Raw genomic sequence first — 13043 nt, forward strand, 5'->3', positions numbered from 1 at the left:
GTTCCTCACCATTCACGAAATCCGGGCCTGCGCCTGCGTTTCCTCCGCCGCCGACTCGGCGAGCGGAATGAGCAGGCGCACGCAGGCGCCCGTCCCGGAGGGGGCGTCGAGCAATTCGAGTCGGCCGCCATGGTCCTCGATGATCTTGGCGACAATAGGCAGGCCGAGCCCGGTGCCCTCGGCGCGCGTCGTCATATAAGGCTCGAGCAGGCGCTGCCGGTTGAAGGCCGGAAAGCCCTTGCCGTTGTCGACGACGTCGATCTCGGCCATGTCGTCGCGCACGCCGAGGCTGATGTCGATGCGCTTGGCGGCGAGCGCGCCGGCGTCCTCGCGTGCTTCTATGCCTTCGGCTGCGTTCTTCACTATGTTGGTGAGCGCCTGCGACAGCAGCCTTCGATCGAAGACGGCGAAGACCGGCGCCTCCGGCAGATTGAGCGTCATCTCCACATCGTTATGCGCGACGCGCGTCAGAAAAAAGGCTTGGCGCATGCAATCGCAGAGATCGTCGCGCACCGGCCGCGCCTTGGGCATGCGGGCGAAGGAGGCGAATTCGTCGACCATGCGCTTGATGTCGTCGACCTGGCGCACGATCGTGTCGGTGCATTGGTCGAAGACGTCGCGCTCGAAGGTGATGTGCTTGCCGTATTTGCGTTTCAGCCGCTCGGCGGAGAGCTGGATCGGCGTCAGCGGATTTTTGATCTCATGGGCGATTCGCCGCGCCACATCGGCCCAGGCGGAGGTGCGCTGGGCGGTGACGAGATCGGTGATGTCGTCCAGCGTCACGACGAAATGCGCGCCGCCTTTCTGCGTGCTCGCCGAGGTGACGCGGACGGCGAGCGTCAGCTCCTTGACGCCGCGCCTTATGTTGATCTGCGTCTGAATGGCGCGCGGAAACGCTTCGACGGCGTCGGCCAGAATGGGCGCGATCTCGGGGAGCGCCTCGGCCGCGCGCGCGCCGATCGCCGCAGCGCCTTCCTTCCCTGCCCCATCCGGCCCCGCCCCGCCGATGAGCAGCTCCTCCGCCGAGCGGTTCAGCACATTGATCCGCCCTTCCGCATCGACGCCGATGACGGCGGCCGGCACGCCCGAGAGAACGGCCTCGGTGAAGAGGCGGCGCTCCTCGTTCTGGTGGTTGGCGGCCAGCAGGCGGCTCTGCTGCTGCTCGATCTCGCTGGTCATATTGTTGAAGACGGAGCCGAGCCGCGCGAGATCGCCATGCGAGCGCTCGACATTGACGCGCACGTCGAGATTGCCGGCGGAAACCTGATCTGTTGCGGCGATGAGCGCGCGAATCGGCGCCACCAGCCGATCGACGAAATCGAGCCCGACCCAAACGGCCGACAGCAGCATTATGGTGGCCAGCAAGGCGTACATGACGGTGAACGCCCTCTTCACCGCGCCGCGATAGGCTTCGAATGCGTCATAGGTGGCGATGAGGCTCGCCGCCTGCTCCGGGAATTGCACGCCGAAAGGATCGACCGGACGCGTCACATAGAGGAATGTGTCGGGAAAGCTGGATAGCGGCCGCAGCGCGACGAAGGTGAGCCCGTCGTCGATGACGAGGCAGAGCGGCTCGCCCTTGCGCGCATCCTCGAAATCCGAGGCCGGCGGCGCGATGACGATGGCGGAGCCGTCCGCCGTCACATCGACGCGCTCCAATATCTGCCCGTCGGTCTTGACGATCGCCGCCACGGAAAAGCCGAGGAAGCGCGCCCGCGAGACGAAGAATTCATGGAACAGGCCGCGATCGGCGTTGAACATGGCGCGGGCGCGGTCGAGATCCGAGGCGGAGAGCTGCGCTTCCTGCAGCAGCGAGCGGCATTGCGTCTCGCGGAACACGCGCGCCGCCTCGGCCGTGCTGTGAACGGAGGTTTTCACCATGGCGAGGAATTGCGGGTTTAGCGCGCGCTCGAGCGTCACCGATCCGACGATGGCGAGGGTGATCGCCGGCGTCAGCGCCAAGGCGGAAAAGAAGGCGAGGATGCGAATATGCAGCCCCGCCGCCGCGGCGCCGCGCCGCCAGGAGCCGATGAGCGTGCCCGCCTTGACGAGCACCAGAGCGACGAGAAGAACCAGGGCGACGGCGTCGGCGAAGAAGAGCGGATAGACGACGTCGCTGGTCGGCGCCACGGGCGCGAGCTCGGCCATGACGAAGAAGGTGGCGAGCGCGCAGGCGACGGCGGCGACCACCGCGATCGGCCCGAACCACAGCCGCCAGGATCGCTTCCTGGGCGCGGCCGGCGGCTCGGGCGCCTGAATGTCTCCCGCCATGGACATGCGCCTGTATAGGTCGCGATGCGGGGAGAGGCAATCTCGCGCGCTCCCTTCTCCCGTTTACGGGAGAAGGAGTCTGCGCTTCCCTACCGCGGCGAGCGCATCAGCCGGATGTCGAGGTCGTTGACCTTCTTGCGCAGCGTGTTGCGGTTGAGGCCCAAAAGCTCCGCCGCCTTGATCTGATTGCCGCGCGTCGCGGCGAGCGCGGCGGAGATCAGCGGCACCTCTATTTCGCGAATGACGCGGTGATAGAGGCCCGGCGGCGGCAGACGATCGCCATGGTCGCGGAACAGCTTGGCGAGATGCTGCTCGACCGAGGTGGAGAGCGTCACATCCTTATCGGACGGCAGATCGGCCAGAATGGTCGTCGCCGCTGGCGACCGATCGCCGGGCGAGGCTTGACGCATCTCATGCTCGAGCTCGAGCTCCACCACCGCCTCGGTGATGACCTCCTGCGGATGCAGGGCGGCGAGTCGGCGAATGAGATTCTCCAGCTCGCGAATATTGCCGGGCCAGCGATAGCGCTTCATCCGGTCGAGCGCCGCCTGCTCGATATATTTCTGCGGCAGGCCCTCGCTCGCCGCCACTTTGAAGAAGTGATGCACGAGGTCGGCGATATCCTCGGAGCGCTCGCGCAGCGGCGGCAGGCGCAGCGGAACGACGTTGAGACGGAAATAGAGGTCCTCGCGGAACAGGCCCTGCTGAATCAGCGCGCGCAGATCCTTATTGGTCGCGGCGATGATGCGGACATTGGTCTTGATCGGCGTGCGGCCGCCGACTGTCGTATATTCGCCCTGCTGCAGCACGCGCAAAAGCCGTGTCTGCGCTTCCATCGGCATGTCGCCGATCTCGTCCAGGAACAGCGTGCCGCCCTCGGCCTGCTCGAAACGGCCGATGGAGCGCTGATTGGCGCCGGTGAAGGAGCCCTTCTCATGGCCGAACAGCTCGCTCTCGATGAGATCGCGCGGGATGGCGGCCATGTTGATGGCGACGAAGGGGCCTTTCTTGCGCTTGCCATAGTCGTGCAGCGCGCGGGCGACCAGCTCCTTGCCGGTGCCCGACTCGCCATTGATCATGACGGTGAGATCGGTCTGCATCAGCCGCGCCAGCGAGCGATAGATCTCCTGCATCGCCTGCGAGCGGCCGACGAGGGGCATGCCCTCCATATCGTCCGGGCCGTCGATCTCGTTCTTCTTGCGCGGCTCGGCCATGGCGCGGCCGACGATGCCGACCAACTCCTTCAGATCGAAGGGCTTGGGCAGATAATCGTAAGCGCCGCGCTCGGAGGCGCGGATCGCGGTCATGAAAGTGTTCTGCGCGCTCATCACGATGATGGGCAGATCGGGACGCAGCTTCTTTATGCGCGGCAGCAGCTCGAAGGCGTTTTCATCCGGCATCACCACATCGGTGACGACGAGATCGCCCTCGCCCGATTGCACCCAGCGCCACAAGGTCGCGGCCGTTCCGGTGGTGCGCACCTCATAGCCGGCGCGCGAAAGCGCCTGCGCCACCACAGTTCTGATCGCGGCGTCGTCGTCGGCGACCAGAATCTCGCCGTGGGTCATCGGATTTTTCTCCAGCAGATCGTTCTCACGAGCGGCGCTCTGTCGGCGCAGGCTCTGTTCCCTCGGCGGCGGAATGTTGTCGTCTGGCTCGTCGCTCGTCCGCTCTCTTCTCCTCGTCCTTGTTGCGATACATCGGCATCAAAATACGGAAAGTGGTACGCCTCGGGTGAGATTCGCATTCGACGATGCCGCCGTGGTCATTGACGATCTTGGCCACCAGTGCAAGTCCGAGGCCAGTTCCAGAAGTCTTCGTGGTGACGAAGGGATCGAACAAATGCGCGGCTATGTCCTCGGAGACGCCGCGGCCATTGTCGCGCACGCAGAATTCCAGCGGCAGCCCCACCGGGCGCTTGTCGCCGGCGGTGCGCAGGCTGACCCCCGGCCGGAAGGCGGTGGACAGCTCGATCTCGCCGTCTATCGAGTCGCCGATCGCCTCCGCCGCATTCTTGACCAGATTGAGAAAGACCTGGACCAGCTGGTCGCGATTGGCGGCGACCGGCGGCAGCGAGGGGTCGTAATTCTCGATGAAGCGAATGTGGCGGGCGAAGCCGCTGCGGGCGACGCGCTTCACATGGTCCAGCACGACATGAATATTGACCTTCTCGCGCTCCAGCGGCCGCGAGTCGGAGAACACCTCCATCCGGTCCACGAGGCGGACGATGCGGTCGGTCTCCTCGCAGATCAGCCGCGTCAGCGCCCGGTCGGCGTCCCCCACCGAGCTTTCCAACAGCTGCGCGGCGCCGCGAATGCCCGATAGCGGATTCTTGATCTCATGCGCGAGCATTGCCGCCAGCCCAGAAACAGTGCGCGCCGCCCCCCTATGGGTCAGCTGCCTGTCTATTTTATCGGCAATTGTGCGCTCTTGCAGCACGACCAGAACGCCGCCTTCGCTGTCCGGCAGCGGCGCGCAATGCACATCGACGCGTCTTTCACCCTCCGCGCCGGGGCGGCCGAGGTCGATGCGATATTCATTGATCGCCGAGCCGCGCTCGCGCACCTGCTCGATCAGCGCGAGAATCGGCGAGCCGAAGGGCACGAGACGGCTCAGCTCCTGGCCGATGAGGATCGGCTTGCCGATCTCGAAAAAGGATTCCGCCGCGGCGTTGGCGTCGACGATCACGCCGTCCGGGCGGATCGCCAGGATCACATTGGGCAATGCTTCGAGGATGCAGGCGCGATTATCATCGGCGATCACGCGCAGCCGCGCGCCGACGGGCGTGGCGAGCGCGCTCTTGCGCCGGTGCGGATTGGATTCGGCGGTCATCTCGACACCTCGGAACTCCTCTGGCGCGAAGCGCGCGCCGAGCCTCTACGGGACATACGCGTCAGCAATATGCCGGAGCCGGATCCCCTCGCGCCGGCTCGAGCGAGAACAAAAGGCGAAGAAGGCCATGAACCTCCTCGGCCGAGGACGAAGCGAGCATGGCCCGTCGGAGACGGGCGCGCTGTTCCGCGTCCCCCTCCGCCTGCTCGGCATAGGCGGAGAGATGCTTGCGCGCATGGCGCAGGCCCAAATTAGCGCCCATGGCGGTCAGCAGACCGTCCAAATGCTCGAGCGCCGCCTCCATTCGCGCGACGGCGGAGGGCGCCGCGCGGCGACGCCCGGCGGCGAGAAAATGGGCGATGTCGCCGACGAGCCAGGGCCGGCCCATCGCCGCCCGCCCCACCATCACCGCATCGGCGCCGGAGGCCGCGAGCATCGCCGCGGCGTCCTGCGGCGAGGCGCAATCGCCATTGGCCACGACCGGAATTTTTACGGCGGCCTTGACCGCGGCGATCGCCTGCCAATCCGCTTTGCCCTCGTAGAATTGCGCGCGGGTGCGGCCGTGAACCGTCACCATGACGGCGCCCTCCGCCTCCACCAGCCGCGCCAGCTCGGCGGCGTTGCGGCTGGAGTCGTCCCAGCCGAGCCGCATTTTGACGCTCACCGGAACGGAAACCGCGCCGACGGCGGCGCGGACCAGCTCGGCGGCGAGCGCCGGCTCGCGCATCAGCGCCGCGCCGGCGAGGCCGCCGGTCACGCGCTTGCAGGGGCAGCCCATGTTGATGTCGATCAGCCTCGCTCCCGCGGCCTCGGCGTGGCGCGCCGTCTCGGCTATGCCGGCGGGATCGCGCGCCGCTATCTGCACGATATGGGCGTCTATGCCGGAGCCGTCCAGCCGCTGACGGGCCTCGACGTCGCCGCGCGCCAGCGCGCTCGCCCCGACCATCTCGCCGACCGCTGCGGAAGCGCCGAAACGCAATGCGATCCGCCGCATGGCGAGATCGGTCACGCCGGCCATAGGCGCCAGAAAGGCGCGCCCCTCGAGATGAAGCGAACCGATGCGCAAAGGCGTGGCTCCTATGGTCTCGCCTATAAATTCATCAGTTGTCATCGTGCCTACACTATATGCAGACTGTCATACGTACGCAATGCGTACATCCCCGAGAATAGTGAAAATTGACGCGAAGCCGAAAAAGCGGGAGAGGAACCTCCTATGAGCTCATCCTCGACCATTGCGATCCTCACCGTCGCCGGCGGCCGCGGCGTGCGGGCGGGCGACGGCCTTCCAAAACAATATCGTTCGCTTCTCGGCAAGTCTGTGCTGGCGCGCACGCTCGAAGCCATGCATCGGGCCGCGCCGCAGGCGCGGCTGATCGTCGCCATCCACGCCGACGACGCCGAGCTCTATCGCGGCGGCGTCGCCGAGCTTTCGGACAGCGCGCGTGCGCGGCTGCTGGAGCCGGCGATCGGCGGCGCGACGCGCCAGCAGAGCGTGCGCAATGGGCTCGAGGCGCTGGCGGCCCTCTCCCCTGCGCCGGAGATCGTGCTGATCCAGGACGCCGCGCGGCCCTTCGCCGATCCGGCTCTCGTCGCCAGGGCCATAGAGGCCGCGCGCGCTCATGGCGCGGCGGTGCCGGGCCTGCCCCTCGCCGACACAGTGAAGCAGATCGACGCCGAGGGCGTCGTCATCGCCACTCCCGACCGAGCGAGCTTGCGCTTCGTGCAGACGCCGCAGTCCTTCGCCTTTCCGCTGATTCTCGAGGCGCATCGCAAGGTCGCGAGCGGCGGCGGCGAGCTCACCGACGACGGCATGGTCGCGGAGGCCGCCGGCCACAAGGTCCATGTGTTCCCGGGCGACGCCGCCAATTTCAAGCTCACCACGCCGGAGGATTTCTTGCGCGCGCAAAACGCATTGCTGGGCGACCTCTCCGACATTCGCACCGGCCAGGGCTATGACGTCCACGCTTTCGGCGAGGGCGCCGAGGTCTGGCTCGGCGGCGTTCCGGTGCCGCACACCCACGGCCTCGCCGGCCATTCCGACGCCGATGTGCTCGCCCACGCGATCACCGACGCTCTGCTCGGCGCGCTGGCCGATGGCGACATCGGAAAACATTTCCCGCCCTCGGACCAGCAATGGAGAGGGGCGCCCTCCTCCATCTTCCTGGCTTTCGCGGCAAAGCGCGTGCGCGAGCGCGGTGGGATCATCTCCCATGTCGACGCGACCATCGTCTGCGAGGCGCCCAAGATCGGCCCGCATCGCGACGCCATTCGCGAGAGCCTCGCGAAAATCATGGAGGTCGACATCGGCCGCGTGGCCGTGAAGGCCACGACCTCCGAGCGCCTCGGCTTCACCGGGCGGCAGGAGGGCATGGCGGCGCTGGCGCTGGCGACAGTGCGGCTGCCGAATTCCGCTGCATGAACGAATTTCGCCGGCCGAGCTCCGAGGGGCGGAGTCCGGCCGGCGTTTCGTCGATTACGACTTGCGCAAGTCGAAGCGGTCCAGATTCATCACTTTGACCCATGCGGCGACGAAGTCGCGCACGAACTTCTCTTTCGCGTCGTCCGAGGCGTAGACTTCCGCCACCGCCCTCAGCTCGGAATTGGAGCCGAAGATCAGATCGACAGCGCTCGCCGTCCATTTGAGCGCGCCGCTCTTGCGGTCGCGTCCTTCATAGACGCCTTCCGTCTCGGTCGACTTCTTCCATTGCGTGGACATGTCGAGCAGATTGACGAAAAACGCGTTGCTCAGCACGCCCGGCTGCGAGGTGAGGACGCCGAGCCGCGAATTCCCCTCATTCGCGCCGAGGACCCGCATTCCGCCGACGAGAACGGCGGTCTCGGGGACGGTGAGCTCCAGCAGGCTCGCGCGATCGACCAAGGCCTCCACCGGCGATTTCTCGCCGCCTTTGGCGAAGTAGTTGCGGAAGCCGTCGGCTTTCGGCTCGAGAACCGCGAAGGATTCGACATCCGTCTGCGCCTGCGTCGCGTCCGCGCGCCCTGTCGAGACCGGAACCTCGATCGTGACGCCGGCTTTTTTGGCGGCGTCCTCGATCGCGGCGGAGCCGCCGAGCACGATGAGATCGGCGATCGACACGCGCTTGCCGTCGGCGCGCCCCTTGTCGAAGCCGGCCTTCACCTCCTCCAGCGCCTTCACGACCTTCGCCAGCTCGGCGGGGTCGTTGACGGCCCAATCCTTCTCCGGCGCGAGGCGAATGCGCGCGCCATTGGCGCCGCCGCGCTTATCCGTGCCGCGGAACGAAGCCGCCGAGGCCCAGGCCGTTCGGATCAGCTCGGCGTCGGTGAGGCCCGAAGCGAGGATTTTCGACTTCAATCCGGCGATGTCCGCGGCCTCGATCGGCTTGTAGTCGATCGCGGGCACAGGATCCTGCCAGATCAGCTCCTCCTTCGGAACCAGCGCGCCGAGATAGCGCGAACGCGGCCCCATATCCCTGTGCGTCAGCTTGAACCATGCCTTGGCGAAAGCCAGCTTGAACGCATTGGGATCGTCATGGAAGCGCTTGGCGATTTTGGCGTATTCGGGGTCGAATTTCAGCGCCAGATCGGTGGTGAACATCATCAGCGGATGCGCCTTGCCGGGCTCGTGCGCATCGGGGACGACGTCCTCCGCATCCTTGGGCTTCCATTGCGTCGCGCCGGCCGGGCTCTTGGTCTTGATCCACTCATGGCCGAAGAGATTGTCCAGATATTGCGTGGTGAAGGAGACCGGATCGACCGACCAGGCGCCTTCCAACCCGCTGGTGATCGTATCCGCGCCCTTGCCGGAGCCGCAGCGATTGGCCCAGCCGAGGCCTTGCGCCTCGATCTTTTCGCCCGCCGGCGCGGGGCGTACGCATTTGGCCGGCGATTTGGCGCCATGCGCCTTGCCGAAAGTATGGCCGCCGGCGATCAGCGCGACGGTCTCCTCATCGTTCATCGCCATGCGGCCGAAGGCTTCTCTTATGTCCTTGGCCGCGGCCAGCGGGTCCGGCACGCCATTCGGCCCCTCGGGATTGACATAGATGAGGCCCATCTGGACGGCGCCCAAGGGTTTTTCCAGCGCGCCGCTCTTGTCGCGATTATTGCCCATGAATTTGGGCGCGCCCCAATAGACGAGATCGGGCTCCCAATCGTCGCTGCGGCCGCCGCCGAAGCCGAAGGTCGCAAAGCCCATCTTCTCCATGGCGACATTGCCGGTCAGCACCATGAGATCGCCCCAGGAGAGCTTCTGGCCATATTTCTTCTTCACCGGCCACAGCAGACGCCGCGCCTTGTCGAGATTGGCGTTGTCCGGCCAGCTGTTGAGCGGCTCGAAGCGCTGCTGCGCCCCGCTCGCGCCGCCACGGCCGTCGTGAATGCGATAGGTTCCCGCGCCGTGCCAAGCCATGCGGATGAAGAAAGGCCCGTAATTGCCATAGTCCGCCGGCCACCAGTCCTGCGAGGTCGTCAACACGGCCTCTATGTCCTTCTTCACCTCGGCGAGATCGAGCGACTGGAACGCCTTCGCATAGTCGAAATCCTTGCCGAGCGGATTCGATTCCGCGGCGTTGCGGCGCAGCGGCGAGAGATCGAGCTGGTCCGGCCACCAGAATTGATTGGGATGCGGCGCGCCCTCGGCCGAGGCGGCCAGCGTCGCGCCGACGACGATCGCCATCGCCGCGGCCGTCGTCCGCAGAAATCGCCGCAAGTCGCTGCGCAAGCGTGACCTTCCGGCCCTCTCCGTCGTTTTTTCCATCGCATTTTCCTCCTCGTCGCGCCCCCGCTCAGCTTGCTATAAGACGCGAAATCGATTAGGTAAAATTCGATTTTCTTCATCATCGATCAGGAAAACTGATGATAACGACCAAGCAGCTCCGCTACTTCGACGCCCTGGCCCGCACCGAGCATTTCGGCAAGGCGGCCGACCTCTGCGCCGTGACGCAGCCGGCGCTCTCCATGCAGATCAAGGAGCTGGAGGCCGAGGTCGGCGCGCAATTGGTCGAGCGGCGAGGCAAATTGGTCACACTGACGGCCGCCGGCAGTGAGATTGCCAAGGTCGCCCGCCGAATCCTCGCCGATATTTCGGAGCTGGAGACGATGGCGGATCAGAATTTCTGTCCGCTGCGCCTCGGCATAATCCCGACGGTCGCGCCCTATGTTCTGCCGACCTTGTTCGACGCGCTCGGCGGCGGCGCGGCCGCTCTGCGGCCTCTGCATATCCGCGAGGCGCAGACGGCGACGCTGCTGGCCGAGTTGGATGACGGCCTTCTGGATCTCGTCATGCTGGCGACGCCCGTCGATCCAGAGCTCGACTCCATGCCGCTCTTCGAGGACCGCTTTTTTCTCGTCGCTCCTTCGAGCGGATTGCCGGAGGAAGCGGGCTCGGTCAGCGCGGAGACGCTGAAAGCGCAAAGGCTTCTGCTGCTCGAGGACGGCCATTGCCTGCGCGATCAGGCGCTCAGCTATTGCGAGAGCCGCAATGTGCTGAACATCGACACTTTCGGCATGACCAATCTGACCACGCTGGTTCAGATGGTCTCGGCGGGCATGGGCTGCACGCTGCTCCCGGAAATGAGCCTGCCGATCGAGACGGCGCGAGGAAACGTACGCGTGTTGCGGATCGAGTCGCCGGAGCCGCGCCGGATCATCGGGCTCGTCTGGCGCAAATCCTCGCGCCGCGGCGACGAGTTTCGCGCCCTCGGTCGCATGATCGTGGCGTCGCGACAAAACCGTCCGTAGCGGGAGATGTCATAGAAACGTCATTAAAAATAATGGCTTGAATGGCTTCGTCTTAGTTTTTTCGAAACATGCGCAGCGGATGATGCCGCCACTCTCGGCTTTGTCTCAACGCGTTTCCGACGCCGAGCCGACGTCTGGAAACGCACGCGCGCGGCGTCCAATGAAAATCACATCGAGCATCGCAGGCAAGCTCGGCGCGGTCATCGCGCTGCTCGGCGCTCTCGCCCTCGGCCTCTCCCTTTTCGCCTTCTGGCAATCGCGTCACGACGCCGGCCGGATGGAGGCTCTCGAGGCGAGCTATGCATTCGCCCTCCAGGCGCGCGGGCTCGCGCAATCCGTCCAACATTCGGCCATCGTCGCCAATTCCGTGTTCGCATCCGACAGCAAGGCGGAGATCGAAGGAAAGCTCGGAACGCTGCGGCGAACGCTCGACGAGCTTCGCGCGGCGAGCGAGGCGCTGCTCGCTCGGGCGGACGTCCGCATCCCGGACGAGCGCAAGACGCGCATCGCGCTCGCCGTGCAAGAATTCGTTTCCTATCAGAACGACACTGTGGAGCTCGGTCTCTCCATTTCCCCCAAGGCGGCGCTTCTGCAGGCCAATGACGAGGCGACCATCGCCAATCGCGAGAAAATGGTCGCGGAGATGGAAGCCTTCGTGCGGGGAACGCTCGACGGGCTCGCCGCCGAGCGCCAGGCGCGCGAGAATGTTCGCGGCCGCGAGGAGGCGCTGACGCTCGCCGTGCCCGCGGCGGTGACGAGCCTTGCTCTCATCGCCGCCATATGGATCGTCGCGACGCAGATCCGTCGCCCGCTGGCGACGATCGCGCGCGCGATGAAGCGCGCCGCCGACGGAGATTTCGACGCGAGCGTTCCACATGTCGAGCGGCGGGACGAGATCGGCGACATGGCGCGGGCGCTGCTGGCCTTCGAGGCCGCGGCGCGGGACAAGCGCCGGCTCGAGCAGGAGGCCGAGGCGCAGCGCCGAGCGGCGGCCGAGCTGCGGGAAATGGCGGAGGCGGAGCGTCGCCGCACGGCGGAAAGCCAGGCGGCGGTCGTCGCCGCCCTCGCCCGCGGGCTGGAAAATCTCTCCCAGGGCGAGCTGACCTATCGAATCGACGAGGCTTTCGCCGCCGAATACGAGGCGCTGCGCCAGAATTTCAACATAGCGGTGGAGAAGCTGCGCCGCGCCATAGCGGCGGTGGCGGCCAATTCGCGCTCCGTTCTCGACGGGACGGCGGAGGCCGCCGAGGTCGCCGGCCGCCTCGCGGATCGCAGCGAAAGGCAGGCCGTCGATCTCGAGAAAGCGACCGCCGATCTCGACCGCTCGACGGCCGCGATCGGCCACACCGCCGAAACGACGGCCGAGGTTCGCGATCTCGCGCTGCGCGCCAGCGGCAGCGCGCGGCGCGGCGGCGACGTCCTGCGCGAGTCGATCGGCGCGATGAGCGCGATAGAGACGTCGTCCCGGCAGATCGGCCAAATCGTCGATATCATCGACGAGATCGCCTTTCAGACCAATCTCCTCGCGCTCAACGCCGGCGTCGAGGCGGCGCGCAGCGGCGAGGCCGGCCGCGGCTTCGCCGTGGTCGCCTCGGAAGTGCGCTCGCTCGCGCAGCGCTCCTTGCAGGCGGCGAAGGAGATCGGCCAGCTCGTCTCCACCGCTCAGACACAGGTGAAGCGCGGTGTCGGTCTCGTGAATGAGACGAGCCGCGCCTTGACGGAAGTCGCCGAGCTGACCGCGGCCTCCGACGCTCTGGTGGCGGAGGTCGCCGCAGCGGCGAAGGAGCAGGCCGCGAGCCTCGGCGGCGTCTGCCTCGCGATCGGCGAGATCGATCGGGCGACGCGCGAGAACGCCGCGATCGCGACGCGCTCCTCACGCGCCAACGCCGATCTCACCGCCCGCACGCGCGAATTGATCGATCTGGTCGCCCGCTTGCGGGTTGTGGCGACGCGGGACGTGCGCGCGGCGTGAGGGCCGACATGCCGAATGTAAGCGCTGTCGAGCCTCGGCGCCTTCCAGCGGCCTGGGCCAAGTGAAGCACAGAGGCGTCGCCAGAGCGGCTTTCGCGAGGACGAGAAAAGGTTGGAATGTAAATAAAAATTGAATAAAATAAAGAAACTGCCTTTCCTTGTTCAGTCTCTCTGCCAGGCTTCGGCTGCCGACCTCCAGTAGACAATCTCATTGCCTCACATTCGTCGTATTACTGCATTTAAGAACCAACTGA

At 66.1% G+C, this 13043-nt stretch carries 8 protein-coding genes; 3 read left to right on the forward strand and 5 right to left on the reverse strand.

Going from position 1 to position 13043, the window contains the following annotated elements; all coding sequences use genetic code 11:
• Positions 1-12: 12 nt before the first annotated feature.
• The 4 genes from ACT53T_RS07825 to dusB form a co-directional block, all read right to left on the reverse strand.
• Entirely contained in the window at positions 13-2277 is a 2265-nt protein-coding gene (locus ACT53T_RS07825; protein ID WP_476160791.1) for a sensor histidine kinase NtrY-like, read from the reverse strand.
• Positions 2278-2360: 83 nt separating this feature from the next.
• Positions 2361-3839: a nitrogen regulation protein NR(I) gene (gene ntrC, locus ACT53T_RS07830; RefSeq protein ID WP_018265368.1), complete on the reverse strand. Its 1479-nt coding sequence runs from the start codon at positions 3837-3839 to the stop codon at positions 2361-2363.
• A gap of 25 nt (positions 3840-3864) precedes the next feature.
• Positions 3865-5103 (reverse strand): two-component system sensor histidine kinase NtrB, encoded by a 1239-nt coding sequence (locus tag ACT53T_RS07835; protein WP_018265367.1) that lies wholly within the window; start codon positions 5101-5103, stop codon positions 3865-3867.
• A 61-nt stretch (positions 5104-5164) separates the two neighbouring features.
• Complete coding sequence (gene dusB, locus ACT53T_RS07840) at positions 5165-6169, reverse strand: tRNA dihydrouridine synthase DusB (protein ID WP_476160792.1); 1005 nt, start codon at positions 6167-6169, stop codon at positions 5165-5167.
• A 147-nt stretch (positions 6170-6316) separates the two neighbouring features.
• On the opposite strand from dusB, the gene ACT53T_RS07845 reads away from it, so the two are divergent.
• Positions 6317-7522, forward strand: a complete 1206-nt coding sequence (locus tag ACT53T_RS07845) for a bifunctional 2-C-methyl-D-erythritol 4-phosphate cytidylyltransferase/2-C-methyl-D-erythritol 2,4-cyclodiphosphate synthase (RefSeq protein ID WP_476160793.1) — start codon at positions 6317-6319, stop codon at positions 7520-7522.
• Positions 7523-7576: 54 nt separating this feature from the next.
• On the opposite strand, the gene katG is transcribed toward ACT53T_RS07845, so the two are convergent.
• Positions 7577-9754 (reverse strand): catalase/peroxidase HPI, encoded by a 2178-nt coding sequence (katG, locus tag ACT53T_RS07850; protein ID WP_476160832.1) that lies wholly within the window; start codon positions 9752-9754, stop codon positions 7577-7579.
• A gap of 179 nt (positions 9755-9933) precedes the next feature.
• On the opposite strand from katG, the gene ACT53T_RS07855 reads away from it, so the two are divergent.
• Both ACT53T_RS07855 and ACT53T_RS07860 read left to right on the forward strand, forming a co-directional pair.
• Positions 9934-10818, forward strand: coding sequence for a hydrogen peroxide-inducible genes activator (locus ACT53T_RS07855; RefSeq protein ID WP_476160794.1), 885 nt, complete (start codon positions 9934-9936; stop codon positions 10816-10818).
• Positions 10819-10978: 160 nt separating this feature from the next.
• Positions 10979-12790, forward strand: coding sequence for a methyl-accepting chemotaxis protein (locus tag ACT53T_RS07860; protein ID WP_476160795.1), 1812 nt, complete (start codon positions 10979-10981; stop codon positions 12788-12790).
• Positions 12791-13043: the final 253 nt, after the last annotated feature.

This window comes from Methylosinus sp. DMC45 (assembly GCF_056313885.1).

Bases quoted from the DNA above. Each gene is read 5' to 3' on its own strand.
- ACT53T_RS07860 (WP_476160795.1), top strand. From the start codon at position 10,979: ATGAAAATCACATCGAGCATCGCAGGCAAGCTCGGCGCGGTCATCGCG.
- ACT53T_RS07835 (WP_018265367.1), bottom strand. From the start codon at position 5,103: ATGACCGCCGAATCCAATCCGCACCGGCGCAAGAGCGCGCTCGCCACG.
- ntrC (WP_018265368.1), bottom strand. From the start codon at position 3,839: ATGACCCACGGCGAGATTCTGGTCGCCGACGACGACGCCGCGATCAGA.
- ACT53T_RS07855 (WP_476160794.1), top strand. From the start codon at position 9,934: ATGATAACGACCAAGCAGCTCCGCTACTTCGACGCCCTGGCCCGCACC.
- ACT53T_RS07845 (WP_476160793.1), top strand. From the start codon at position 6,317: ATGAGCTCATCCTCGACCATTGCGATCCTCACCGTCGCCGGCGGCCGC.
- katG (WP_476160832.1), bottom strand. From the start codon at position 9,754: ATGGCGATCGTCGTCGGCGCGACGCTGGCCGCCTCGGCCGAGGGCGCG.
- ACT53T_RS07825 (WP_476160791.1), bottom strand. From the start codon at position 2,277: ATGTCCATGGCGGGAGACATTCAGGCGCCCGAGCCGCCGGCCGCGCCC.